This window comes from Citrobacter sp. Cpo045 (assembly GCF_030332875.1).
In the GTDB taxonomy this organism is placed as follows: Bacteria; Pseudomonadota; Gammaproteobacteria; order Enterobacterales; family Enterobacteriaceae; genus Citrobacter; species Citrobacter portucalensis.
In genome coordinates, this window is sequence record NZ_JAOWGZ010000079.1 from 1 (window position 1) to 24,255 (window position 24,255).

Annotated in this window: 24 protein-coding genes and 1 tRNA gene; 13 read left to right on the forward strand and 12 right to left on the reverse strand. The window is 52.0% G+C overall.

Annotation, left to right across the window (positions count from 1 at the left end):
• Positions 1 to 3: 3 nt before the first annotated feature.
• Positions 4 to 79 (reverse strand) — tRNA-Gly (locus OGY13_RS05550).
• A 196-nt stretch (positions 80 to 275) separates the two neighbouring features.
• The gene (gene orn / locus OGY13_RS05555; RefSeq protein WP_020996267.1) at positions 276 to 821 is read right to left on the reverse strand and encodes an oligoribonuclease; all 546 of its coding nucleotides are present in this window, start codon (positions 819 to 821) and stop codon (positions 276 to 278) included.
• 105 nt (positions 822 to 926) lie between these two features.
• Between orn and rsgA the strand changes: the two genes are divergently transcribed.
• From rsgA to mscM, 3 genes are all read left to right on the forward strand, one after another.
• Complete coding sequence (gene rsgA / locus OGY13_RS05560) at positions 927 to 1,979, forward strand: small ribosomal subunit biogenesis GTPase RsgA (RefSeq protein WP_170974257.1); 1,053 nt, start codon at positions 927 to 929, stop codon at positions 1,977 to 1,979.
• Between the two features lie 92 nt (positions 1,980 to 2,071).
• Positions 2,072 to 3,040, forward strand: coding sequence for an archaetidylserine decarboxylase (gene asd, locus OGY13_RS05565; RefSeq protein WP_008785997.1), 969 nt, complete (start codon positions 2,072 to 2,074; stop codon positions 3,038 to 3,040).
• A gap of 17 nt (positions 3,041 to 3,057) precedes the next feature.
• A complete protein-coding gene (gene mscM / locus OGY13_RS05570) occupies positions 3,058 to 6,372 on the forward strand; it encodes a miniconductance mechanosensitive channel MscM (protein ID WP_286593710.1) in 3,315 nt (1,104 codons plus the stop codon).
• Between the two features lie 181 nt (positions 6,373 to 6,553).
• Here mscM and yjeM read toward each other — a convergent pair whose 3' ends face one another.
• Positions 6,554 to 8,056 (reverse strand): glutamate/gamma-aminobutyrate family transporter YjeM, encoded by a 1,503-nt coding sequence (gene yjeM, locus OGY13_RS05575; RefSeq protein ID WP_008785995.1) that lies wholly within the window; start codon positions 8,054 to 8,056, stop codon positions 6,554 to 6,556.
• A gap of 213 nt (positions 8,057 to 8,269) precedes the next feature.
• Complete coding sequence (gene epmA, locus OGY13_RS05580) at positions 8,270 to 9,247, reverse strand: elongation factor P--(R)-beta-lysine ligase (protein WP_213752404.1); 978 nt, start codon at positions 9,245 to 9,247, stop codon at positions 8,270 to 8,272.
• Positions 9,248 to 9,571: 324 nt separating this feature from the next.
• Here epmA and frdA point away from each other — a divergent pair, with 324 nt between their 5' ends.
• From frdA to frdD, 4 genes are read left to right on the forward strand one after another with little or no spacing between them, the layout of a single operon-like run.
• The gene (frdA, locus tag OGY13_RS05585; RefSeq protein ID WP_003830519.1) at positions 9,572 to 11,362 is read left to right on the forward strand and encodes a fumarate reductase (quinol) flavoprotein subunit; all 1,791 of its coding nucleotides are present in this window, start codon (positions 9,572 to 9,574) and stop codon (positions 11,360 to 11,362) included.
• Entirely contained in the window at positions 11,355 to 12,089 is a 735-nt protein-coding gene (gene frdB / locus OGY13_RS05590) for a fumarate reductase iron-sulfur protein (RefSeq protein WP_003025540.1), read from the forward strand. The genes frdA and frdB overlap by 8 nt, the downstream gene beginning before the upstream one ends.
• 10 nt (positions 12,090 to 12,099) lie before the next feature.
• On the forward strand, positions 12,100 to 12,495 hold the full coding sequence (gene frdC, locus OGY13_RS05595; RefSeq protein ID WP_003025537.1) for a fumarate reductase subunit FrdC: 396 nt from the start codon (positions 12,100 to 12,102) through the stop codon (positions 12,493 to 12,495).
• 10 nt (positions 12,496 to 12,505) lie between these two features.
• Positions 12,506 to 12,862, forward strand: coding sequence for a fumarate reductase subunit FrdD (gene frdD, locus OGY13_RS05600; protein WP_003025535.1), 357 nt, complete (start codon positions 12,506 to 12,508; stop codon positions 12,860 to 12,862).
• Between the two features lie 41 nt (positions 12,863 to 12,903).
• On the opposite strand, the gene ampR is transcribed toward frdD, so the two are convergent.
• Complete coding sequence (gene ampR / locus OGY13_RS05605; protein ID WP_032942161.1) at positions 12,904 to 13,779, reverse strand: LysR family transcriptional regulator AmpR; 876 nt, start codon at positions 13,777 to 13,779, stop codon at positions 12,904 to 12,906.
• A 131-nt stretch (positions 13,780 to 13,910) separates the two neighbouring features.
• Here ampR and OGY13_RS05610 point away from each other — a divergent pair, with 131 nt between their 5' ends.
• Positions 13,911 to 15,056 (forward strand): class C beta-lactamase CMY-46, encoded by a 1,146-nt coding sequence (locus OGY13_RS05610; protein WP_063859844.1) that lies wholly within the window; start codon positions 13,911 to 13,913, stop codon positions 15,054 to 15,056.
• A gap of 93 nt (positions 15,057 to 15,149) precedes the next feature.
• On the forward strand, positions 15,150 to 15,683 hold the full coding sequence (locus OGY13_RS05615; protein WP_001221666.1) for a lipocalin family protein: 534 nt from the start codon (positions 15,150 to 15,152) through the stop codon (positions 15,681 to 15,683).
• Here OGY13_RS05615 and sugE read toward each other — a convergent pair.
• Positions 15,680 to 15,997, reverse strand: coding sequence for a quaternary ammonium compound efflux SMR transporter SugE (gene sugE, locus OGY13_RS05620; protein WP_000118520.1), 318 nt, complete (start codon positions 15,995 to 15,997; stop codon positions 15,680 to 15,682). The genes OGY13_RS05615 and sugE overlap by 4 nt on opposite strands.
• A 256-nt stretch (positions 15,998 to 16,253) precedes the next feature.
• Here sugE and OGY13_RS05625 point away from each other — a divergent pair, with 256 nt between their 5' ends.
• Positions 16,254 to 16,853: a LuxR C-terminal-related transcriptional regulator gene (locus OGY13_RS05625; protein ID WP_048236298.1), complete on the forward strand. Its 600-nt coding sequence runs from the start codon at positions 16,254 to 16,256 to the stop codon at positions 16,851 to 16,853.
• A gap of 36 nt (positions 16,854 to 16,889) precedes the next feature.
• Here OGY13_RS05625 and ecnB read toward each other — a convergent pair whose 3' ends face one another.
• The 3 genes from ecnB to efp all read right to left on the reverse strand — a co-directional run bounded on the left by ecnB (position 16,890) and on the right by efp (position 17,902).
• Complete coding sequence (gene ecnB / locus OGY13_RS05630; RefSeq protein WP_003025482.1) at positions 16,890 to 17,036, reverse strand: lipoprotein toxin entericidin B; 147 nt, start codon at positions 17,034 to 17,036, stop codon at positions 16,890 to 16,892.
• Positions 17,037 to 17,143: 107 nt separating this feature from the next.
• Positions 17,144 to 17,278 (reverse strand): lipoprotein antitoxin entericidin A, encoded by a 135-nt coding sequence (gene ecnA, locus OGY13_RS05635; protein WP_003830568.1) that lies wholly within the window; start codon positions 17,276 to 17,278, stop codon positions 17,144 to 17,146.
• A 57-nt stretch (positions 17,279 to 17,335) separates the two neighbouring features.
• Positions 17,336 to 17,902, reverse strand: coding sequence for an elongation factor P (gene efp / locus OGY13_RS05640; RefSeq protein ID WP_003025478.1), 567 nt, complete (start codon positions 17,900 to 17,902; stop codon positions 17,336 to 17,338).
• 41 nt (positions 17,903 to 17,943) lie between these two features.
• Here efp and epmB point away from each other — a divergent pair, with 41 nt between their 5' ends.
• Positions 17,944 to 18,972 (forward strand): EF-P beta-lysylation protein EpmB, encoded by a 1,029-nt coding sequence (epmB, locus tag OGY13_RS05645; RefSeq protein ID WP_213752405.1) that lies wholly within the window; start codon positions 17,944 to 17,946, stop codon positions 18,970 to 18,972.
• Between the two features lie 183 nt (positions 18,973 to 19,155).
• On the forward strand, positions 19,156 to 20,019 hold the full coding sequence (gene yjeJ, locus OGY13_RS05650) for a YjeJ family protein (RefSeq protein WP_213752406.1): 864 nt from the start codon (positions 19,156 to 19,158) through the stop codon (positions 20,017 to 20,019).
• Between the two features lie 88 nt (positions 20,020 to 20,107).
• Here yjeJ and OGY13_RS05655 read toward each other — a convergent pair whose 3' ends face one another.
• The 3 genes from OGY13_RS05655 to OGY13_RS05665 all read right to left on the reverse strand — a co-directional run bounded on the left by OGY13_RS05655 (position 20,108) and on the right by OGY13_RS05665 (position 22,694).
• Positions 20,108 to 20,461 (reverse strand): DUF4156 domain-containing protein, encoded by a 354-nt coding sequence (locus OGY13_RS05655; protein ID WP_003025468.1) that lies wholly within the window; start codon positions 20,459 to 20,461, stop codon positions 20,108 to 20,110.
• A gap of 252 nt (positions 20,462 to 20,713) precedes the next feature.
• Positions 20,714 to 22,357: a chaperonin GroEL gene (gene groL / locus OGY13_RS05660; protein WP_003830576.1), complete on the reverse strand. Its 1,644-nt coding sequence runs from the start codon at positions 22,355 to 22,357 to the stop codon at positions 20,714 to 20,716.
• Positions 22,358 to 22,400: 43 nt separating this feature from the next.
• Complete coding sequence (locus OGY13_RS05665; RefSeq protein ID WP_000027827.1) at positions 22,401 to 22,694, reverse strand: co-chaperone GroES; 294 nt, start codon at positions 22,692 to 22,694, stop codon at positions 22,401 to 22,403.
• 275 nt (positions 22,695 to 22,969) lie between these two features.
• On the opposite strand from OGY13_RS05665, the gene yjeH reads away from it, so the two are divergent.
• Positions 22,970 to 24,235, forward strand: a complete 1,266-nt coding sequence (gene yjeH / locus OGY13_RS05670; RefSeq protein ID WP_213752407.1) for an L-methionine/branched-chain amino acid transporter — start codon at positions 22,970 to 22,972, stop codon at positions 24,233 to 24,235.
• Positions 24,236 to 24,255: the final 20 nt, after the last annotated feature.

Below are 24,255 nucleotides of genomic sequence, written 5' to 3' on the forward strand. Positions count from 1 at the left end.
TTTTGGAGCGGGAAACGAGACTCGAACTCGCGACCCCGACCTTGGCAAGGTCGTGCTCTACCAACTGAGCTATTCCCGCAAATCTGTACTGCTTTTGTTGCTGTCGTAATTCGCATTTCTGCGTCGTTACGGGAGGCGCATTATACGAGAAATCCGTTTAGCTGCAACCCCCCTGAAAGCGTTTTTTTCGAAAATTCGTTCAAGTGATTAATTTGCAATCAAGCTGAACAATTTAGCGTCAAAAAACCGGTGGCGCAAGCCACCGGAGAACAAAATCAAAGATTAATAAAATGTTCGCGATAGTAAGCAAGCTCAGCAACAGATTCACGAATGTCGTCCATCGCCTGATGTGTTCCCTGCTTGGTGAAGCCCGCAAGGATTTCCGGCTTCCAACGACGCGCCAGTTCTTTGAGCGTACTGACGTCCAGATAGCGATAATGGAAATACGCCTCCAGCTCCGGCATGTATTTAAACAGGAAACGACGATCCTGCCCGATGCTGTTGCCGCAGATAGGTGATTTCCCTTCCGGAACCCACTCTTTCAAAAAAGCCAGCGTGGCCAGTTCAGCTTCACGATCGCCCATGGTGCTCGCCTTCACGCGCTCCACCAGCCCGCTACCGGTATGCGTACGTACGTTCCAGTCATCCATTAATGCCAGCTGTTCGTCGGACTGGTGCACCGCAATTGTCGGTCCTTCAGCCAGAATATTCAGGTTGGCATCCGTCACCAGCGTGGCGATCTCAATAATGCGATCGCGCTCGGGATCCAGACCTGTCATCTCCAGATCGATCCAAATCAGGTTGTTTTCATTGGCACTCATGCTATTTTCCACCCTTCAGCGTCACATTCAGTGTGACTACATTGATCTAAAATTGTGTGTATCATAAATGTTTTGCCCATCATGGGCGACCAGGAGCCAGTCCGATTGAGTAAGAATAAACTCTCCAAAGGCCAACAGCGCCGTGTGAACGCCAATCACCAGCGTCGTCTTAAAACGTCCACGGAGAAGCCCGACTACGACGACAACCTGTTTGGCGAAACCGCCGAAGGCATCGTTATCAGCCGTTTTGGCATGCATGCCGACGTAGAGTCTGCTGACGGTGAAATTCACCGTTGCAACATCCGCCGTACAATTCGCTCGCTGGTTACTGGCGATCGCGTAGTCTGGCGCCCGGGTAAAGCGGCAGCTGAAGGTGTGAATGTCAAAGGTATCGTTGAAGCGGTACACGATCGTACCTCGGTACTGACACGCCCCGACTTTTACGACGGGGTAAAGCCTATTGCCGCCAACATCGACCAGATCGTTATTGTCTCAGCCATCTTACCCGAGCTGTCACTCAATATTATCGACCGGTATCTGGTAGCCTGCGAAACGCTACACGTTGAACCGATTATCGTGCTGAATAAGATCGATCTGCTGGATGATGAAGGCATGGCCTTCGTTAACGAACAGATGGATATCTATCGCAACATTGGCTATCGGGTGTTGATGGTATCAAGCCGCACAAAAGACGGCCTGAAACCGCTTGAAGAAGCATTAACCGATCGCATCAGCATTTTTGCCGGTCAATCGGGCGTAGGTAAATCCAGCCTGCTCAATAACCTCCTCGGCCTGCAGGAAGAGATCCTGACCAATGATGTCTCTGACAACTCCGGCCTTGGACAGCACACCACCACGGCCTCTCGCCTGTATCACTTCCCGCACGGCGGCGACGTTATCGACTCCCCTGGTGTACGTGAGTTTGGACTGTGGCATCTGGAGCCGGAACAAATCACGCATGGCTTTGTCGAATTTCATGACTACCTGGGCCATTGCAAATACCGCGACTGCAAGCATGATACCGATCCAGGCTGCGCTATCCGTGAGGCTGTAGAAAAAGGGGCCATAGCCGAAACCCGGTTTGAAAATTATCACCGCATCCTGGAAAGCATGGCGCAGGTAAAAACGCGTAAAAACTTTTCTGATACAGACAACTGACAACTAAGCTAAGCATCGCTAGAATCGTCCCCCTTTTTTCAGGATCCGGCCCGTATGCCGGATCGGGAACAAATTATGGCCTGGAGGCTACCTTGTTAAACTCATTTAAGCTTTCGCTACAATACATTCTGCCGAAACTATGGCTCACTCGCCTGGCGGGTTGGGGTGCGAGCAAACGAGCGGGATGGCTGACCAAACTGGTTATCGATCTGTTCGTGAAATATTACAAGGTCGATATGAAAGAGGCGCAAAAGCCGGACACCGCCAGCTATCGCACCTTCAACGACTTCTTTGTTCGCCCGCTGCGCGATGATGCTCGCCCGATTAATACCGATCCAAACGTACTGGTCATGCCCGCTGACGGTGTGATTAACCAGTTAGGCAACATCGAGGAAGACAAACTGCTGCAGGCTAAAGGGCACAGCTATACCCTTGAAGCGCTGCTGGCAGGCAACTATCAGATGGCGGACAAATTCCGCAACGGTACGTTTGTAACCACTTACTTGTCTCCACGCGATTACCACCGTGTACACATGCCGTGTAACGGTATCCTGCGTGAAATGATGTATGTGCCGGGCGATCTCTTCTCTGTAAACATCCTGACTGCGCAAAACGTACCGAACCTGTTTGCCCGCAACGAACGTGTAATCTGTCTGTTTGATACCGAATTTGGCCCGATGGTGCAGATTCTGGTCGGCGCGACCATCGTCGGCAGTATTGAAACCGCATGGGCTGGCACCATTACTCCACCGCGTGAAGGCGTCATCAAGCGCTGGACCTGGCCGGAAGGCGAAAGCGAAGGGTCGGTGGCGCTGCTGAAAGGTCAGGAAATGGGCCGCTTTAAGCTCGGTTCCACCGTCATCAACCTGTTCGCACCTGGCAAAGTTAACCTGGTTGAGCAGTTGCAGGATCTTTCCGTGACCAAAATCGGCCAGCCAATGGCCATCTCGACCGAGACTTTCGTGACGCCAGAGGCAGAACCGGCCCCGCTGGCGAAAGAAGAGATCGAAGCAGAACACGATGCCAGCCCGCTGGTTGACGACAAAAAAGACGAAAGTTAAACATAGGAATCGCTGCTGTGCGCCTGATTATCACTTTTCTGATGGCCTGGTGCCTCAGCCTGGGGGCGTACGCTGCGACGGCCCCCGATGCCAAACAACTCACCCAGGAACTGGAGCAGGCAAAAGCGGCAAAACCCGCTCAGCCAGAAACCGTTGAGGCGCTCCAGTCCGCGCTGAATGCCCTTGAGGAGCGTAAAGGCTCTCTCGAGCGTGCCCAGCAATATCAGCAGGTTATTGATAACTTCCCCAAGCTGTCCGCAACGTTACGCGCGCAGCTTAGCAACCTGCGTGATGAACCGCGCAATGTGCCAACCGGACTCACTACCGATGCGTTAAACCAGGAGATCCTCCAGGTTAGCAGCCAACTGCTGGAAAAGAGTCGTCAAGCCCAGCAGGAGCAGGATCGCGCCCGGGAAATCGCCGACTCGTTAAGCCAGCTTCCTCAACAGCAAACCGATGCCCGCCGCCAGCTCAATGAGCTTGAGCGACGCATTGGTACGGCCAACGGCAATTCCGCGCAGAATCAGGCGATGCAGGCTGAATCCGCCAAACTTAAAGCCCAGGTCGATGAACTGGAGCTGGCGCAGCTTTCCGCCAATAACCGTCAGGAACTGGCGCGTATGCGCTCCGAACTGGCGGAAAAACAGAGTCAACAACTCGACGCTTACCTGCAGGCTTTGCGCAATCAACTCAACAGTCAACGTCAGCGTGAAGCTGAGCGAGCGCTGGAAAGCACCGAACTGCTGGCGGAAAACAGCGCGGGACTGCCGGAGGGTATTGTCGACCAGTTCAAGGTAAACCGCGAGCTGTCTCAGGCCTTAAACCAGCAAGCACAGCGTATGGACCTGGTCGCTTCGCAGCAGCGTCAGGCCGCCAGCCAAACGCTGCAGGTGCGTCAGGCATTGAATACGCTGCGAGAGCAGTCTCAGTGGCTTGGGGTTTCAAATATGCTGGGAGAAGCGCTGCGAGCGCAGGTATCCCGTCTGCCGGAAATGCCCAAACCTCAGCAGTTGGATACCGAAATGGCGCAGCTTCGCGTACACCGCATGCGCTATGAGGACCTCCTCAACAAACAGCCGCAGCTGCGTCAAATTCATCAGGCCGATGGACAACCGCTGACCGCTGAACAGAGCAGCATCCTCAACGCCCAGCTACGCACCCAGCGTGAGTTGCTGAACTCATTGTTACAGGGCGGCGATACGCTGATCCTTGAGCTGACCAAGCTCAAAGTTTCCAACAGCCAACTGGAAGATGCGCTAAAAGAGGTCAATGAAGCGACACACCGCTACCTGTTCTGGACGTCAGACGTTAGCCCTATCTCGCTCTCCTGGCCTGTCGACATCGTTCAGGATCTGCGGCGTCTGATCTCATTAGATACGTTTAATCAGTTGGGCAAAGCCAGCATCATGATGCTGACCAGCAAAGAAACGCTGCTACCGCTGTTCGCGGCGTTGGTGTTAGTTGGCTTTAGCCTCTCTTCGCGCAAGCACTTCACCCGTTTCCTTGAACGCTCGTCCGCGCGGGTCGGGAAAGTCACCCAGGACCACTTCTGGCTGACAATACGCACGGTATTCTGGTCAATACTCGTCGCTTCACCATTGCCAGTGTTGTGGGCAACGCTCGGTTACGGATTGCAGGAAGCCTGGCCTTATCCGTTGGCTGTCGCGATCGGCGATGGCGTTACCGCCACGGTGCCCATGCTGTGGGCGGTAATGATCTGCGCCACCTTTGCACGCCCCAACGGTCTGTTCATTGCCCACTTTGGCTGGCCGCGGAACCGCGTCGCGAAAGCCATGCACTATTACCTGATGAGCATCGGGCTGATTGTCCCGTTGATCATGGCGGTGATTATGTTTGATAACCTCAATGACCGGGAATTCTCCGCCTCACTGGGGCGTCTGTGCTTTATTCTGATTTGCGGTGCGCTGGCTGTCGTAACCCTGAGCCTGAAACGCGCCGGGATACCGCTGTACCTCGATAAAGAGGGCAACAGCGATAACATGGTCAACAGCATGCTGTGGAATATGCTGATGGGTGCGCCGCTGATTGCCATTCTCGCCGCGGCAGTAGGCTACCTCGCCACGTCACAAGCCCTGCTGGCACGTCTGGAAACGTCCGTAGCGATTTGGTTCTTATTACTGGTGGTGTATCACGTTATCCGCCGTTGGATGCTGATCCAGCGCCGCCGCCTGGCGTTCGACCGCGCCAAGCATCGACGTGCTGAAATGCTGGCGCAGCGCGCGCGGGGCGAAGAAGAACCACCGCATTCCACCAGCCTTGAAGGCGCGATTGACGTTGATGAAAGCGAAGTGGATCTGGATGCTATCAGCGCGCAATCGCTGCGCCTGGTGCGTTCTATCCTGATGCTTATCGCCCTGCTCTCGGTCATTGTACTGTGGTCAGAAATTCATTCCGCTTTCGGCTTCCTGGAAAACATCTCGTTGTGGGATGTCACCTCCACGGTTCAGGGCGTGGAAAGCTTAGAACCGATAACGCTGGGCGCGGTGCTTATCGCGATTCTGGTATTTATCATCACCACCCAGTTAGTGCGCAACCTACCCGCACTGCTGGAGCTGGCACTACTGCAACATCTGGATTTAACCCCCGGCACCGGTTATGCCATCACCACCATCACCAAGTATCTGCTGATGCTGATTGGCGGTCTGGTTGGCTTCTCGATGATCGGTATTGAATGGTCCAAACTGCAATGGCTGGTGGCGGCTCTCGGTGTCGGTCTGGGCTTTGGTTTGCAGGAGATCTTCGCCAACTTTATTTCCGGTCTGATTATCCTGTTTGAAAAACCAATCCGCATTGGCGACACGGTGACGATTCGCGACCTTACCGGTAGCGTGACGAAAATTAATACCCGCGCCACCACTATCAGCGACTGGGACCGTAAAGAGATCATCGTGCCCAACAAAGCCTTTATCACCGAACAGTTTATCAACTGGTCGTTATCCGATTCCGTTACCCGTGTGGTGTTAACCATCCCGGCACAGTCGGAGGCGAACAGCGAGGAGGTTACGCAGATCCTGCTGACTGCCGCGCAGCGCTGTTCGCTAGTTATCGATAACCCGGCGCCAGAAGTCTTCCTGGTTGACCTGCAACAAGGCATTCAAATCTTCGAACTGCGTATTTATGCCGCCGAGATGGGGCATCGCATGCCGCTGCGCCATGAAATCCACCAACTGATTCTGGCAGGCTTCCGCGAGCACGGTATTGATATGCCGTTCCCTCCGTTCCAGATGCGTCTGGAGAGCCTCGGCGGTAAGCAAACAGGGAGAACATTAAGTTCTGCAGGAAGAGGCAGTCGCCCGGCAGGGAGTTTGTAACGCACAATGCAGGCAAGAAATACCGGATGGCGACCCGTGGGGTCTTATCCGGCCTACGGGTCTGCAATTAACCTGTAGGCTCGATAAGCTTGCGCCATCGGGCATTTCATCGCCGATTACAGACATTTTCGAGCTTAATATGCGTCCGGATCGGCAACAGGCAATAAACGCCAGATGGCCTTTATTCCACCGCCCACTCAGGCTCGTTGGTCGTGCGACGGCTGTAGTTCTGATAAATCGCCATCGCCAGCAGTGAGAAGAAGATCGGACCGCCGGTCATCCACAGTGCGCTGTTCCAGTCTCCGGCTTCAATTACCGGCTGGATGATGGTGAACACGTTAGCAAACGTCACCACCAGCACGACCACTCCCGTTGCCAGCAGCGTCGCCGCTCGGGTTTTAAAGACAACAAACGGCCTTTCCAGACCCGGACGGGATTTAAAGAACGGAAACGCCAGCGCCAGGAACAGATACGGCAGCGTCATCGAGACGTTCGCCATCAGCGTCAGTTTGTTATAGAACGCCGAAGCCGTATCGCCACCAAATGAAACCAACAGGATAAACAGGCTCACCAGCAGGCACTGTAACCACATTGCCGTCGTCGGCATCCCTACGGCATTCAGTTTGGTCATCGGCGCGGGCCACAACGCCTTCGGCGTGCCCTGAATAATCGCTTTCAGCGGTGAGTAGCTGAGGGTGAAAAAAGCGCCGGTGTAGGCAAGGAACATGGAAAGCCCGGTAATACGTGCAAACCATACGCCCATCACCATTGCGGCATCAGGGGAAAGATGTAGCGCATTACCCAACGTCATTCCGAGGCTTTTCATCAGGATATAGGTAATATTCCCGAGGTTAACTGAGCTATTACTTAATACCTGCTGCCAGTTAGTGCTAACGCCCCATAAAAAGATGGCCAGTGAATAACCAACAGAAATGACAATAGCGGCAAAGACAATGCCTTTAGCAAAGTTCTTTTCTGGTTTTTCTGTTTTATCAACCAGTCCCCCTACAGCTTCAATTCCGCCGTAAGCAAAAATGGCAAACACAACAAATGACAACATTGCCAGTCCAGACTGATATCCGGGATTAGGCGAAGAGATGAAATTAATATCCTGTGCAAAGTGGCCACCAGTTAATAACAAAATAGCGACACTCACTAACAACAGAACTAAATTAAGACACATTACGGCAATTCCACCTACAGCCGTAATACGCGCAATCTTATTAATACCCCGGGATGCCACGCAGGTCACCAGGATCATCCAACCGACTGCGAGCAGTCCGACAACCTGCGTAGGCTCAAGCCCTGCGATACGCCAGTGCTGCGTCATGTCTGCGCCAAACAAGAAGGTTGAAAAAGGTACCCAGACTTTCGCCGCAGTACTAACCATCCATATCACATAAGAAGAAAACCACATAAACGTGCCGATAAACGCATAGCGTGGTCCAACGCTATTATTCATCCACGAATAGATTCCCCCTTCTTCTTTCCGATAGGCAGAACCCATTTCCGCCATCATTAAAGCAAATGGAATAAAGAATAATAATGCAGAAAATATATACCACGGTATTGCACTATACCCCATTAAATAGAACGCGGAGGGGCTATTAGCAAAACCGAAAACTGACGTAAATATCATGAGAATGAGACCTATCAGGCTCATCTTTTTTATTGTTTGGGTCATTAAACCATCCCTTACTCTGGCAAGCGTTTAACAAACGCCGCTCACCGGTTGGCACTGCTCTCTTTGCAGAGTTCAGCGATAAAAAAACAACACAGAATTGATACCTAAACGATATCAAATATCCAGGTGTAAATTGTGGCTATTAGAGGGGAAATGAAAAAATATGCTACAAAGTGGCGATTAAGCCACCACTTTGTATTGCAGAAGAGTAAGTTATGCGCGATCGACGGTAAATGCGATTACCTCGGCCAGTCTCTCTGCGCCCAGCGCCAGCATCACCAGACGGTCAACGCCCAGCGCCACGCCTGAGCAATCCGGCATGCCGACTTTCAGCGCTTCCAGCAGGTTGGTATCGATAGGTTGCTGTGGTAAGCCTCGTGCGGCACGTTTGCGGTTATCCTGTTCAAACCGCTGCTGCTGTTCGCGCGCGTCGGTCAATTCATGGAAACCATTCGCCAGCTCAATACCTTTGTAATAAACCTCGAAACGTTCAGCCACGCGGTGATCTTCGGTACTGATTTGCGCCAGTGATGCCTGGCTGGCCGGGAAATGATACACAAACGTCGGCTTGTCTTTACCAATATGCGGTTCAACACCCATCGTAAACAGCAGTTGCAGTAAGGTATCCCGGTCTTCTTCGGTATCAGCGATATTGCTGAGATCCAATTTCGCCGCCACTTCCCGCAGTTGGGTTTTATCCGCAGACAGCGGGTCAATCTCCAGATGGCGCTGGAAGGCCTGCTGGTAAGAAAGGCTTTCCGCAGGTGAGCAGTCCAGCACCTGCTGGAGCAAATCATCCACTTCATTCATCAGGCGATACATATCGTAGTGCGGACGATACCACTCAAGCATGGTGAATTCAGGGTTATGATGGCGCCCCATCTCTTCATTACGGAAGCTGCGGCACAGTTGATACACCGGGCCGCATCCTGCCACCAGCAGGCGCTTCATATGGTATTCAGGGCTGGTCATTAAATAGAGATTCATTCCCTGGGAGTGTCCAGGGCCAACGAAACGCGTTTCGAACGGGAACAGGTGGATGTCCGTTACCGTTGCCTGACTCATACAAGGGGTCTCAACCTCAAGCACGCCACGATCGGCAAAAAAGCGGCGAATCTCCGCTATAATTGCTGCACGTTTCAACAGATTGGGGATGGACGCGCTCGGCTGCCAGCTTGCCGTTTCGCTCATGGTTGTTTCTCCGATTTATGACAAGGGCACGAAGTCTACTCGTATCGCGCTAGCGAGACAAATTTCAGGCAGCACTAATCATCACTGGCAATTGGATAAAAAAAGCGACTTAGGGTGGTTTAGTAATTAAATTAATCAAATTCAATGATAATTCCCCCCTATGACACGCTAAAAAAATCGAACACGTCAAATTTCCCGCACATCCCTAAGACTATACTATTGTACCTATAAAGGAGCAGTGGAAACGCGTTCATAACCTGTTTGAAGCCGATGAAGCATCTGATTTCAGGCAGGGATGAAATAACAACAATCTGGAGGAATGTCGTGCAAACCTTTCAAGCCGATCTTGCCATTATAGGCGCCGGTGGCGCGGGATTACGTGCTGCAATTGCTGCCGCACAAGCAAATCCCAACGCTAAAATCGCACTGATCTCAAAAGTGTACCCAATGCGCAGCCATACCGTTGCTGCCGAAGGCGGCTCTGCTGCTGTCGCGCAGGATCATGACAGCTTTGACTACCATTTTCACGATACGGTAGCAGGCGGAGACTGGCTGTGTGAGCAGGATGTCGTGGATTACTTTGTCCACCACTGCCCAACTGAAATGACGCAACTGGAACAATGGGGCTGCCCATGGAGCCGTCGTGAAGACGGTAGCGTCAACGTACGTCGCTTCGGCGGCATGAAAATCGAGCGTACCTGGTTTGCCGCGGATAAGACCGGCTTCCACATGCTGCATACGCTGTTCCAAACATCTTTGCAGTTCCCGCAGATTCAGCGCTTTGACGAACACTTCGTTCTGGATATCCTGGTTGACGACGGTCATGCTCGCGGCCTGGTTGCCATGAACATGATGGAAGGCACGCTGGTGCAAATCCGTGCTAACGCTGTTGTTATGGCAACGGGCGGCGCAGGTCGTGTTTACCGTTACAACACCAACGGCGGCATCGTAACCGGCGACGGTATGGGCATGGCGCTGAGCCACGGTGTTCCGTTGCGTGATATGGAATTCGTTCAGTATCACCCAACAGGTCTGCCAGGCTCCGGTATCCTGATGACTGAAGGCTGCCGTGGTGAAGGCGGTATTCTGGTCAACAAAAACGGCTACCGTTATCTGCAAGACTACGGCATGGGTCCGGAAACCCCGCTGGGCGAGCCAAAAAACAAATACATGGAACTCGGTCCGCGCGACAAAGTTTCTCAGGCGTTCTGGCACGAATGGCGCAAAGGCAACACCATTTCCACTCCGCGTGGCGATGTGGTTCACCTCGACCTGCGTCACCTCGGCGAGAAAAAACTGCTCGAACGTTTACCGTTCATCTGCGAACTGGCGAAAGCTTACGTGGGTGTCGATCCGGTTAAAGAACCGATCCCGGTACGTCCGACCGCGCACTACACCATGGGCGGTATCGAAACCGATCAGCACTGTGAAACCCGCATTAAAGGTCTGTTCGCTGTCGGCGAATGTTCCTCTGTTGGTCTGCATGGCGCTAACCGTCTGGGCTCTAACTCCCTGGCAGAACTGGTGGTCTTCGGTCGTATGGCCGGTGAGCAGGCAGCAGAACGCGCTGCAACGGCTGGCGCTGCAAACAGTGCCGCTCTTGATGCACAGGTTGCTGGCGTTGAAAAACGTCTAAAAGATCTGGTTAATCAGGAAGGTAACGAAAACTGGTCTAAGATCCGTGACGAAATGGGCCTGTCCATGGAAGAAGGTTGCGGTATCTACCGTACGCCGGAACTCATGCAGAAAACCGTTGATAAGCTGGCGGAACTGCAGGAACGCTTCAAGCGCGTACGTATCACTGATACCTCCAGCGTCTTCAACACCGACCTGCTGTATACCATCGAACTGGGTCACGGTCTGAACGTTGCTGAATGTATGGCGCACTCTGCTCTGGCGCGTAAAGAATCCCGCGGCGCGCACCAGCGTCTGGATGAAGGCTGCACCGAGCGTGACGATGTGAACTTCCTCAAACACACCCTCGCCTTCCGCGATGCTGACGGCACGACTCGCCTGGAATACAGCGACGTGAAAATCACCACTCTGCCACCAGCTAAACGTGTTTACGGTGGCGAAGCGGAAGCAGCCGATAAGAAGGAGAAGGCGAATGGCTGAGATGAAAAACCTGAAAGTTGAGGTGGTGCGCTATAACCCGGAAACCGATACCGCGCCGCACAGTGCTTTCTACGAAGTTCCTTATGATGAAACCACGTCACTGCTGGATGCGCTGGGCTACATCAAGGATAACCTGGCACCGGACCTGAGCTACCGCTGGTCCTGCCGTATGGCGATCTGCGGCTCCTGCGGCATGATGGTCAACAATGTACCGAAACTGGCGTGCAAAACCTTCCTGCGTGATTACACCAACGGCATGAAGGTTGAAGCGCTGGGCAACTTCCCGATTGAGCGCGATCTGGTCGTCGACATGACGCACTTTATCGAAAGCCTGGAAGCGATCAAACCGTACATTATCGGTAACCCGCGTACACCGGATCAGGGTCCAAACACCCAGACTCCGGCGCAGATGGCGAAGTATCATCAGTTCTCCGGTTGCATCAACTGTGGTCTGTGCTATGCCGCGTGTCCGCAGTTCGGCCTGAACCCTGAGTTCATTGGACCGGCTGCGATTACGTTGGCGCATCGTTACAACGAAGATAGCCGCGACCACGGTAAGAAGGAGCGTATGGCTCAGTTGAACAGCCCGAACGGCGTCTGGACCTGTACTTTCGTGGGCTACTGCTCCGAAGTCTGCCCGAAACACGTCGATCCGGCTGCGGCCATTCAGCAGGGTAAAGTTGAAAGTTCAAAAGACTTTCTTATCGCTACCCTGAAACCACGCTAAGGAGTGCACGATGACGACTAAACGTAAAGCCTATGTGCGGCCAATGACGTCCACCTGGTGGAAAAAGCTGCCATTTTATCGTTTTTACATGCTGCGTGAAGGCACGGCAGTTCCGGCAGTCTGGTTCAGCATTGAACTGATTATCGGCCTGTTTGCACTCAAGCATGGTGCAGAGTCCTGGATGGGCTTTGTCGCCTTTTTGCAAAACCCGGTGGTGGTAATCCTTAACATTATCGCCCTGGCAGCAGCGCTGCTGCATACCAAAACCTGGTTTGAGCTGGCGCCAAAAGCAGCCAACATCATCGTAAAAGACGAAAAAATGGGGCCAGAGCCGATCATCAAAGGTCTCTGGGCAGTTACTGTGGTTGCGACAGTAGTCATACTGTTTGTTGCCCTGTTCTGGTAAGGAGTCCGGAATGATTAATCCAAATCCAAAACGCTCTGACGAACCCGTATTCTGGGGCCTGTTTGGTGCAGGCGGTATGTGGAGCGCAATCATTGCGCCGGTAATGATCCTGCTGGTAGGCATTATGCTGCCGCTGGGCTTTGTTCCTGATGCTTTCAGCTATGAACGCGTACTGGCATTCGCTCAGAGCTTCATCGGACGTGCGTTTCTGTTCCTGATGATCGTTCTGCCGCTGTGGTGTGGTTTACACCGTATGCACCACGCGATGCATGACCTGAAAATCCACGTGCCTGCTGGCAAATGGGTATTCTATGGACTGGCAGCAATCCTGACCGTTGTAACGGCTATTGGTATTCTGACCATCTAAGTACATGCGTTAATTATCAGGCCCGCCATTGGCGGGCCTTTTTATTTGTGCAGCATTCCTGTCAACCAACGGGAAAATTCACGCATCGCGGGTGTCTCCGGACGCGATTGCAAACGCGTTATCCAGTAACTTCCCAAATCAATCTGCGTTAAAAACGGTTGAACGATTCGTTCCCTACTGAGTAAATGCGTGAACATTCTGACTGGTGCAATTGCCACACCGATCCCCGCCTGCGCGGCTTCCAGCATGGTGACGGACGAATCAAACACCACCACGTTGTGCGTCGGTGACGGGGGCGCCTCTCCGGCGGCCTGCATCCAAAGCGTCCATTCATCCCGCCGATACGATCGTAATAACGGAAATTTCAGGATGTCCGCAGGCGTTTGAATCTGCGAAGCCAATGTTGGCGAACACAGTGGAGACATCAACGCGCTACATAAATATTGCGCGTCGGTATCGTGCCAGGCTCCCCCTCCGTAGCGAATGGTATAATCCAGCCCTTCGGCAGCGGGATCCACGCGGTTATTATGGGTAGAAATATGCAAATCAATATGCGGGTAACTGCGCTTAAAATCGCCCAGTAGAGGAAACAGACACCCAACCGCAAAGGTCCCCACCACGCCAATTTTAAGTTTTTCCTGGGTCTGTTTGGTGGCAAAACGATCCAGCATCCCCGCCATACGATCGAAAGAGTCATTAAGTACAGGTAACAGACTTTCCCCTTCAGTCGTCAACATTAATCCACGAGAACCGCGCACAAAAAGCTGACAATTTAGCTGCTGCTCCAGCGATTTTACATGCTGGCTGATGGCAGAATGCGTCACGTTGAGCTCAATCGCGGCGCGGGTAAAACTGAGATGTCTGGCCGCGGCTTCAAAAGCCCGCAGCGAGTTAAGAGGGATATAGCTACGCGTCATCATCCGGCCTGTTAGAAAAACTTATATCTGCTGCTAAATTTAACCGTTTGTCAACACGGTGCAAATCAAACACACTGATTGCGTCTGACGGGCCCGGACACCCTTTTGCTTTTAATTACGGAACTGATTTCATGATGAAAAAATCATTATGCTGCGCTCTGCTGCTGACAGCCTCATTCTCCACGTTTGCCGCCGCCAAAACAGAACAACAGATTGCCGATATCGTTAATCGCACCATCACCCCGTTGATGCAGGAGCAGGCTATTCCGGGTATGGCTGTTGCCGTTATCTACCAGGGAAAACCCTATTATTTCACCTGGGGTAAAGCCGATATCACCAATAACCACCCAGTCACGCAGCAAACTCTGTTTGAGCTAGGGTCGGTCAGTAAGACGTTTAACGGCGTGTTGGGCGGCGATGCTATCGCCCGCGGCGAAATTAAGCTCAGCGATCCGGTCACGAAATACTGGCCAGAACTGACAGGCAAACAGTGGCAGGGTATCAGCCTGCTGCACTTAGCCACCTACACGGCAGGCGGCCTGCCGCTGCAGATCCCCGATGACGTTACGGATAAAGCCGCATTACTGCGTTTTTATCAAAACTGGCAGCCGCAATGGGCCCCGGGCGCTAAGCGTCTTTACGCTAACTCCAGCATTGGTCTGTTTGGCGCGCTGGCGGTGAAACCCTCAGGAATGAGTTACGAAGAGGCAATGACCAGACGCGTCCTGCAACCATTAAAACTGGCGCATACCTGGATTACAGTTCCGAAGAACGAACAAAAAGATTATGCCTGGGGCTATCGCGAAGGGAAGGCTGTACACGTTTCTCCGGGACAACTTGACGCCGAAGCCTATGGCGTGAAATCCAGCGTTATTGATATGGCCCGCTGGGTTCAGGTCAACATGGACGCCAGCCGCGTTCAGGAGAAAACACTCCAGCAGGGCATTGCGCTTGCGCAGTCTCGCTACTGGCGTATTGGCGATATGTACCAGGGATTAGGCTGGGAGATGCTGAACTGGCCGCTGAAAGCTGATTCGATCATCAACGGTAGCGACAGCAAAGTGGCATTGGCAGCGCTTCCCGCCGTTGAGGTAAACCCGCCCGCCCCCGCAGTGAAAGCCTCATGGGTGCATAAAACGGGATCCACTGGAGGATTTGGCAGCTACGTAGCCTTCGTTCCAGAAAAAAACCTTGGCATCGTGATGCTGGCAAACAAAAGCTATCCTAACCCTGTCCGTGTCGAGGCGGCCTGGCGCATTCTTGAAAAGCTGCAATAACTGACGATGAGGCCCAGGATATTGGGCCTCCTTTCTTTCTCTTTTTTTCCTGTTGTCATCTACACTTAACAAAAATACAGCAAGGAAAATCCCATGCGCATTTTGCCCGTCGTTGCTGCAGTTACGGCTGCATTCCTGGTTGTCGCGTGTAGCTCCCCGACACCGCCGAAAGGCGTTACCGTGGTAAATAATTTTGATGCCAAACGCTATCTGGGAACCTGGTATGAAATTGCGCGCTTCGACCATCGTTTCGAGCGCGGGTTGGATAAAGTGACCGCAACATACAGCTTGCGCGACGACGGCGGCATCAACGTTATTAACAAGGGCTATAACCCTGACAGGGAGATGTGGCAGAAAACGGAAGGGAAAGCCTATTTCACCGGCGACCCAAGCAGAGCCGCGCTTAAGGTTTCTTTTTTCGGCCCCTTCTATGGCGGGTATAACGTAATTGCACTCGACCGGGAATATCGTCACGCGCTGGTTTGTGGTCCGGATCGCGACTACCTGTGGATCCTTTCACGGACCCCTACTATTTCAGATGAAATGAAACAGCAAATGTTAGCCATCGCGACCCGGGAAGGGTTTGAAGTGAATAAACTGATTTGGGTGAAACAGCCTGGCGCTTAGTGAGTGCTCAGCTTCAGACCAATAATACCAGCAACGATCAGCCCAAGGCTCAGCAAACGTGCCGGGCTGGCAGACTCACCCAGCAGTAAAATCCCTGTAATGGCCGCCCCAACAGCGCCAATACCGGTCCAGACCGCATAAGCTGTTCCAACAGGCAACGTGCGCATTGCCCAGGAGAGCATGGCGATGCTGACGATCATCGCCGCAATAGTGATAATGCTTGGCGTAAGACGCGTAAAACCGTGGGTGTATTTCAGGCCAATCGCCCATACGACTTCGAGCAAACCTGCAATTAATAAAACGATCCAGGACATATCAGGCTCCAGAACTATGGGGCCGTCCCCGGTGAATGAAGCGTTTGCAGGTCGTCCTGCAAAGCTGATGTGTGAAATGGCATTTTTGCCCGGAAGAAAATGAATTTCAACCTTTTTATTCACTGCCTGCTAAAAGCAAGAATTAAGCATAATTAGCGGCGTAGTTCCCGCATTTGGCACTCATCGGAGTTCTCTATGATGAAGGGCTTTCTGAAACCAGAAAGTCGATTGCCCCTCTTCTGAATGCGAAACGTTTATGCTTAAAATTTTAGTGATTGACCGGTGCCACTTTACCCGCACAGGGATAGAGGCCTTGCTTAATCATTCTGGCAGGTTCAGCTCCTCATTTCTGGTATCAGGAATCAATAATCTCCTGTTAGCAAAAGAGCATATTTTGCAATGGAAACCGCATCTGGTGATCGCGGATTTATACAGTTTTATTAGCGAGACGCACTCCAGTCCGCCAATTAAACCTTTTTTTATGAGTTGTGGCGTCATCCCACTGATTTTACTGCAATCAGCAGACAGACAGCATGCCCCCATCGTGCCCTCTCAATCCGTAGCCCATTCGGTCTTGACCAAGCACACCACGCTGAACACACTCTCCCACACAATTCAGGAAGCGCTTCAGGTTCGCCCCGCATTAGAAATAGCCAAAAACGCCACGCCTTTGCTTACGCCGCAAGAGGAGAAAGTATTATCAATGTGGATGGATGGTGTGAGTAACAATGCCATTGCCGCCGCGCTCAGCATTCATGGCAAAACGGTCTACACCTATAAGCGGAATATCCGTATGAAACTGCACCTGGGGAACCGCTTCTCGCCGTTCCTGTCACTCCCAAGGAAGGGTGATTAACGGTACGACACGACGTCGTACCGTTCTTCATTATTGCTATTGCTGAGCTTTTGTCGCTGCACCAGAGATTGCGCTACCGCCTTCAGAGATATCCTGTCCTACGCCTCGTGTGGTATTACACGCGGTTAAAACGGAAGAAAGTACCAACACAGAAAAGATCGCAGCAATTGTCTTCTTAACCATAACGTCTTCCTTTTCTAGCCAATATTGTTTGTGTATAGCTACTTAATAATAGACAAGATCCGGGAGTGTGATGGATAAACAACCGTTTTTAAGACTATATGAAAGGATTAGCTGGCGGCGTGTGATATTGAGTTGCCAAGATGTTTGATGTCTTCACCGAAGCCGCGCGCGGTATTGCATCCTGTCAGAAGGGTGCTGGTGAAAAGGAGTAGCATTACAAGACCGAGAAGACGTTTCATCATTCCTGCCCTGGAAAAAGTATGGCGCAGCAACCTGCGCCATAAGATCAAATGGAAGACTTATTTTACGCGAGAAACGTATTCGCCGGAGCGGGTATCCACTTTGATCACTTCGCCGATCTGTACGAACAGCGGAACTTTAACGACTGCGCCGGTAGACAGGGTAGCCGGTTTGCCGCCAGTACCAGCGGTATCGCCTTTCAGACCTGGGTCGGTTTCAACAACTTCCAGCTCAACGAAGTTCGGCGGAGTTACGGAGATCGGCTGACCGTTCCACAGGGTCACGATGCATTCAGCCTGGTCCAGCAGCCATTTAGCGTTATCGCCTACCGCTTTCTCGTCTGCAGCCAGCTGTTCGAAAGTGGTGTTATTCATAAAGTGCCAGAACTCACCGTCGCTATACAGGAAGGTCAGGTTCATGTCGGCTACGTCTGCGCCTTCAGCGGAGTCAGTAGACTTGAAGGTTTTCTCTACGCGAGTACCGGTCAGCAGGCGACGCAGCTTAACGCGCGCAAACGCCTGGCCTTTACCTGGTTTAACGAATTCGCTGGCTTCAACCGCATAAGGTTCGCCGTCCAACATGATTTTAAGACCAGCACGAAAATCGTTGCTATAGTACGTTGCCATAAGGCCCTCTGAAAATTGTTAACTGGTAGCTAAGCCACAAAATGGCGCATATTGTAACCCTAAATACCCCATCCAGAGAAGATTGGTTATCGCAACTTGCCGATGTTGTGACCGATCCCGATGAACTTCTGCATCTTTTGAACATAGATGCAGATGAAAAACTGTTGGCCGGACGCGACGCGAGACGGCTTTTCGCCCTGCGCGTACCGCGTGCGTTTATTGCCCGCATGGAGAAAGGCAACCCGGACGATCCGCTTTTACGTCAGGTACTGACTGCCCAGGAAGAGTTTGTGGCCGCGCCAGGCTACTCAACCGACCCACTGGAAGAACAGCACAGCGTGGTTCCCGGTCTGCTGCATAAATATCGCAATCGGGCACTGCTGCTGGTTAAAGGCGGTTGCGCGGTAAATTGTCGCTATTGCTTCCGCCGGCATTTCCCATACGCCGAAAATCAGGGCAATAAGCGCAACTGGCAGGTCGCCCTCGACTACATTAACGCGCACCCTGAGCTGGATGAAATCATCTTCTCTGGTGGCGATCCGTTAATGGCCAAGGACCACGAACTGGACTGGTTGCTCACGCAACTGGAAGCTATCCCGCACATTAAGCGTCTGCGTATTCACAGCCGTTTACCAATAGTGATCCCGGCGCGCATTACAGAAGGACTGGTCGAGCGTTTTGCGCACTCCTCCTTGCAGATTCTGCTGGTCAATCACATTAACCATGCCAATGAAATTGATCAGACGTTTCGCCAGGCGATGAGCAGTCTGCGCGCCGCGGGCGTTACGTTACTCAACCAAAGCGTATTGCTGCGTGGCGTGAACGATAACGCACAAACCCTGGCTAACCTTAGCAACGCACTGTTTGATGCCGGTGTGATGCCCTATTACCTGCACGTGCTGGATAAAGTGCAGGGTGCCGCACACTTTATGGTCGGCGACGATGAAGCGCGACGCATTATGCGTGAGCTTCTGACGCTAGTTTCCGGCTATATGGTCCCCAAACTGGCGCGTGAAATTGGTGGAGAGCCAAGTAAAACACCGCTGGATCTGCAGTTACGTCAACAATAGCTATTACTGAGTGTCCGATTCCGGACACTCACCACGATTACTTATTATTTAAATACCCACAAGTGGAGCCTCGCTTTTAATCTGTGCTATTTTAATTAGCGCAGTTCAATTATTCATTCGTAAATTTTATCAATAGTTTCAAATGCAGAATATTAATAAATATATGGTTAGGGAGAACCTTTTATGGCTATAAGTATTAAGGGCGTTAATACTGGCATTATTCGCCAAAAGAATGAATTTGTTGCCATGGCATTAAAAATAAAAGAACCAAGAAACAAAGAATCACTCTTTTTTCTCTCTCCACTTGGACTTAGAGATCTGCTTATCGCGCTGGAGAGCCGGCTGTTCGCCATTTCTCAGCTAAACAAAGACGAGCGTATGCAATATGAAAAGATATGCGATAAAGCCAGCAAAAAAATGCACGAAAATACCCCATCAATTCAGGAAGATGAACTAAAAAATGCGGATATTAACCGTCGCATAAATTCGCTGATGTTAGTGGATGACAAAGGCGAGAATTTAACATTTTCTCTGACGTTGCATGACGGACAAACATGCGAATTACTGGTTAATGAATTACAGATTCAGGTGCTGGCGCATGCAATTATTCACGCAATAAATAATGCTGGCATGAGAGAACTCGCGCTACGAATAACATCGCTGCTGGATTTCCTGCCGCTGTACGATGTTGATTGTCAGCAAAACGACAATCTGGAATACGACTCTTATACACAACCCGAATGGAAACATAACCTGTTTAATCATTATCTGGCGATTATTTACCGCTATACAGATGATAAAGGAAAAGCCCAGTTCTGTGGTTCGGTAGTGAAAACTCGCGCCCTTTCCGGTAGCAAAGAAGCCGAAGCCATTACTCGCCGCCTTCTCGACTTCAGCCCGCGGCTGAAAAAACTTGCCGGTGTACCGTGCCAGGTGTTTGTCAGAACGTTGACGGGTGATAAGACGCAAAAGCTCAATCAGGATCAGTGCCTGCGCGCATTGCATCATTTACGCGTTCAGTCTGCGCATAAGACTCAGAATGCCTGATGGCGCTGCGCTTATCAGGCCTACGATCATTCGTACCGTAGGCCGGATAAGACGCTTTAGCGTCGCCATCCGGCATCAGCAGCAGTTCTCAATTAGGGCACTTATAAACCTGTCCAATCATCTCGCTGGCGGTAGGAACAAAGCTGGACAGCATTCCCTGCGATGGGCTGCTGACGCCATAAATCACGTTACCGCCCATTGCCGCAGCCTGATTACGCAGATCGTTTGCTGCGCCACGCATTGAGCCGCCCTCTTCGCCGTGCTGGCCTGAAAGCCAGTTGCTTTGCTTACCGGTTGCGGTGCCTATCAGTTGGCACTCTGCGCCAGGCTTGTCTTCGACGAAGCGTACGCTTTGCCCGGCTGAACTCAGTTCATTGCTGGAGCTACAACCCGCCATCAGTAGCGCGGCACCAACGATCCCTGCTAAATATTTCACGTGCATGTCATTCCCCATATTCAATTAGTTGGACCTTATGTCCGTAGCTGAATCATATACTAAAAAGATGACCAAAAGAAAAACCCCCAGACATTTCTGCCCGAGGGTTTCTCAATTCTGGGAGATGAGCACCCAAATCATTCTGGTTGCAGGAAGGCGGCCAGTTTGTTAATCCCCAGGAGCTTACTCAAGTAAGTGACTGGGGTTAGCAAACGCAGCCAACGCATCTGCGGCCTGAAGGATGCAGGGTGTAGGCAATTACATCATGCCGCCCATTCCACCCATGCCACCCATACCGGCAGCACCTAAGTCAGGCGCATCGCCTTTCGGCAGGTCGGTAACCATGCACTCGGTGGTGATCATCAGACCCGCAACAGAAGCCGCGTACTGCAGAGCAGAACGAGTTACTTTGGTTGGATCCAGGATACCCATGTCGATCATGTTGCCGTATTCTTCAGTTGCAGCGTTGTAACCGTAGTTACCGTCACCCGCTTTTACGGTGTTAGCCACTACAGACGGCTCTTCGCCGCAGTTCAGTACGATTTGACGCAGTGGGGATTCCATTGCGCGCAGCGCAACTTTGATACCTACGTTTTGGTCTTCGTTCTGACCTTTCAGGCCGGCAATTTTAGACGCTACGCGAATCAACGCAACACCACCACCAGCAACCACGCCTTCTTCTACCGCAGCACGGGTAGCGTGCAGGGCATCTTCAACGCGGGCTTTCTTCTCTTTCATTTCAACTTCAGTCGCAGCACCAACTTTGATAACCGCAACGCCGCCTGCCAGTTTCGCTACGCGCTCCTGCAGTTTTTCACGGTCATAGTCGGAAGTTGCTTCTTCGATCTGCTGACGAATCTGAGTCACGCGACCCTGGATTGCAGCTTCGTCGCCCACGCCATCAATGATGGTGGTGGTATCTTTGTTGATAACAACGCGTTTCGCCTGACCCAGATCTTCCAGAGTTGCTTTTTCCAGCTCCATACCGATCTCTTCAGAGATAACGGTACCACCGGTCAGGGTAGCGATATCCTGCAGCATTGCTTTACGACGATCGCCGAAGCCAGGTGCTTTAACCGCAGCGACTTTCACGATACCGCGCATGGTGTTAACAACCAGAGTTGCCAGCGCTTCGCCTTCAACATCTTCAGCGATGATCAGCAGCGGTTTGCCTGCTTTCGCTACAGCTTCCAGAACCGGCAGCATTTCGCGGATGTTGGAGATTTTCTTGTCAGCCAGCAGGATGAACGGGCTTTCCAGCTCTACTGCGCCAGTTTCCGGCTTGTTGATGAAGTAAGGAGACAGGTAGCCACGGTCGAACTGCATACCTTCAACCACGTCCAGTTCGTCCTGCAGACCAGTACCGTCTTCAACGGTGATCACGCCTTCTTTACCGACTTTGTCCATCGCTTCAGCGATCAGTTTACCTACGGTTTCGTCGGAGTTAGCGGAGATGGTACCAACCTGAGCAATAGCTTTAGAGTCGGAGCACGGTACGGACAGTGCTTTCAGTTCTTCAACAGCAGCAGCGACAGCTTTGTCGATACCACGTTTCAGATCCATCGGGTTCATGCCCGCAGCAACGGCTTTCAGACCTTCAGTGATGATGGACTGAGCCAGTACGGTTGCGGTGGTGGTACCGTCACCTGCAGCGTCGTTCGCTTTAGAGGCAACTTCTTTCACCATCTGCGCACCCATGTTTTCGAACTTGTCTTCCAGTTCGATTTCACGTGCTACGGAAACACCATCTTTAGTGATGGTCGGTGCACCGAAAGATTTATCCAGAACTACGTTACGGCCTTTTGGACCGAGGGTAACTTTCACTGCATCTGCCAGTACGTTTACGCCGCGCAGCATTTTCACACGAGCGTCGTTACCGAATTTTACGTCTTTAGCTGCCATTTTCTCTTTCCCTTAAATTCGTATGTTCAGTGTCGTTCGCGGATTAGGCTTCAACAATCGCCAGGATGTCGCTTTCAGACATGATCAACACTTCTTCATTGTCGATCTTCTCAGATTTAACACCGTAGCCATCGTTGAAAATAACGATATCGCCGACTTTCACGTCCAGCGGCTGTACGGTACCGTTGTCCAGGATGCGACCCTTACCGACAGCGATGATTTCGCCACGAGTTGATTTACCTGCTGCAGAACCAGTCAGTACGATGCCGCCAGCAGATTTGGATTCAACTTCTTTACGTTTGACGATCACACGATCATGTAACGGACGAATACTCATTGATAGCTCTCCTTTGAGAAAGTCTTTATCAGTTATGGGTGACGCCGGCCCGTAAACGGTTTCCCGGCTAGTGACCAGAGAGATGGGGATGGGGTTTTGTGCCTTCAAGGGGGCAAGCGAAAAAAAATTTTTATCAGCAGAAAATCCCGTCAAAACGCCGACGCACCTCACATTTCATAACGATTTCAGTCACGTCGTCATAAGCAAATCTGATTGTGATACCATCAAAAATCTGCGCTGTAGCCCGGTCAATGGGCATAACCGGATAACAACTTATGAGCGGACTGAAACAAGAGCTGGGACTGGCTCAGGGCGTTGGCCTGTTGTCGACATCATTGTTAGGTACAGGCGTTTTTGCCGTCCCCGCGCTGGCCGCACTGGTTGCGGGCAACAACAGCCTGTGGGCATGGCCGGTGCTGATTGTTTTGGTCTTTCCTGTGGCGATTGTCTTCGCCGTACTGGGTCGTCATTTTCCCAGCGCAGGCGGTGTGGCGCATTTTGTCGGCATGGCCTTTGGTTCACGCCTGGAGCGCGTCACCGGATGGCTATTTTTGTCGGTCATTCCTGTCGGTTTGCCTGCGGCATTGCATATCGCCGCCGGATTCGGTCAGGCGATGTTTGGCTGGCATGACGAGCAGCTTTTGCTGGCTGAGCTCGGTACGCTGGCATTGGTTTGGTACATCGGCTCTCGCGGCGCAAGCTCCAGCGCGAATCTACAAACGGTCATTGCAGGACTGATTGTTGCCCTGATTGTTGCTATCTGGTGGGCGGGCGATCTGACACCTGGCGAAATCCCCTTCCCTGCGATTACCGATATTGAGCTTCCCGGCCTGTTCGCCGCGTTGTCGGTCATGTTCTGGTGCTTTGTCGGCCTTGAAGCGTTTGCTCACCTGGCGTCTGAATTCAAAAATCCGGAGCGAGACTTCCCACGCGCACTGATGATCGGCCTGCTGCTGGCAGGGTCTGTTTATTGGGCATGCACCGTTGTCGTTCTCCATTTTGGTGCCTACGGCGAGCAAATGGCGGCCGCAGCGTCGCTGCCAGAGATCGTCGTGCAACTGTTTGGCGTACAAGCTCTGTGGGTCGCCTGCATCATTGGTTATCTGGCCTGTTTTGCCAGCCTCAACATTTATATACAAAGCTTCGCCCGGCTGGTCTGGTCGCAAGCGCAGTATAAGCCGGAGAGTTATCTGGCTCGTCTGTCCCCCCGACACCTTCCGCGCAATGCGCTAAACGCCGTATTGGGCTGCTGCGTAATCAGTACTCTGTGCATCTATATGCTACAAATCAATCTCGATGCGTTAATCGTCTACGCCAACGGCATCTTTATTATGATTTACTTGCTGTGCATGTTGGCGGGGTGTCGATTACTGAAAGGGCATTATCGCGCACTGGCGGTCATTGGCGGTCTGCTGTGCCTACTGCTACTGGCGATGGTCGGCTGGAAGAGTCTGTACGCGTTGATTATGCTGGCAGGACTGTGGCTGTTTTTACCCCGCAGGCCGGATAAGGCAACGTTGACGCCACCATCCGGCCTATAAACACTTTTGCCGGATGACGC

What these genes read in the sequence shown, in the direction of transcription:
- OGY13_RS05655 (WP_003025468.1), bottom strand. Translation starts at nt 20,461, where the DNA reads ATGCACGTGAAATATTTAGCAGGGATCGTTGGTGCCGCGCTACTGATG.
- efp (WP_003025478.1), bottom strand. Translation starts at nt 17,902, where the DNA reads ATGGCAACGTACTATAGCAACGATTTTCGTGCTGGTCTTAAAATCATG.
- OGY13_RS05610 (WP_063859844.1), top strand. Translation starts at nt 13,911, where the DNA reads ATGATGAAAAAATCATTATGCTGCGCTCTGCTGCTGACAGCCTCATTC.
- yjeJ (WP_213752406.1), top strand. Translation starts at nt 19,156, where the DNA reads ATGGCTATAAGTATTAAGGGCGTTAATACTGGCATTATTCGCCAAAAG.
- sugE (WP_000118520.1), bottom strand. Translation starts at nt 15,997, where the DNA reads ATGTCCTGGATCGTTTTATTAATTGCAGGTTTGCTCGAAGTCGTATGG.
- OGY13_RS05665 (WP_000027827.1), bottom strand. Translation starts at nt 22,694, where the DNA reads ATGAGTATTCGTCCGTTACATGATCGTGTGATCGTCAAACGTAAAGAA.
- OGY13_RS05625 (WP_048236298.1), top strand. Translation starts at nt 16,254, where the DNA reads ATGCTTAAAATTTTAGTGATTGACCGGTGCCACTTTACCCGCACAGGG.
- groL (WP_003830576.1), bottom strand. Translation starts at nt 22,357, where the DNA reads ATGGCAGCTAAAGACGTAAAATTCGGTAACGACGCTCGTGTGAAAATG.
- ecnA (WP_003830568.1), bottom strand. Translation starts at nt 17,278, where the DNA reads ATGATGAAACGTCTTCTCGGTCTTGTAATGCTACTCCTTTTCACCAGC.
- OGY13_RS05615 (WP_001221666.1), top strand. Translation starts at nt 15,150, where the DNA reads ATGCGCATTTTGCCCGTCGTTGCTGCAGTTACGGCTGCATTCCTGGTT.
- frdB (WP_003025540.1), top strand. Translation starts at nt 11,355, where the DNA reads ATGGCTGAGATGAAAAACCTGAAAGTTGAGGTGGTGCGCTATAACCCG.
- frdD (WP_003025535.1), top strand. Translation starts at nt 12,506, where the DNA reads ATGATTAATCCAAATCCAAAACGCTCTGACGAACCCGTATTCTGGGGC.
- ampR (WP_032942161.1), bottom strand. Translation starts at nt 13,779, where the DNA reads ATGACGCGTAGCTATATCCCTCTTAACTCGCTGCGGGCTTTTGAAGCC.
- ecnB (WP_003025482.1), bottom strand. Translation starts at nt 17,036, where the DNA reads ATGGTTAAGAAGACAATTGCTGCGATCTTTTCTGTGTTGGTACTTTCT.
- epmB (WP_213752405.1), top strand. Translation starts at nt 17,944, where the DNA reads ATGGCGCATATTGTAACCCTAAATACCCCATCCAGAGAAGATTGGTTA.
- yjeH (WP_213752407.1), top strand. Translation starts at nt 22,970, where the DNA reads ATGAGCGGACTGAAACAAGAGCTGGGACTGGCTCAGGGCGTTGGCCTG.
- epmA (WP_213752404.1), bottom strand. Translation starts at nt 9,247, where the DNA reads ATGAGCGAAACGGCAAGCTGGCAGCCGAGCGCGTCCATCCCCAATCTG.
- orn (WP_020996267.1), bottom strand. Translation starts at nt 821, where the DNA reads ATGAGTGCCAATGAAAACAACCTGATTTGGATCGATCTGGAGATGACA.
- yjeM (WP_008785995.1), bottom strand. Translation starts at nt 8,056, where the DNA reads ATGACCCAAACAATAAAAAAGATGAGCCTGATAGGTCTCATTCTCATG.
- frdC (WP_003025537.1), top strand. Translation starts at nt 12,100, where the DNA reads ATGACGACTAAACGTAAAGCCTATGTGCGGCCAATGACGTCCACCTGG.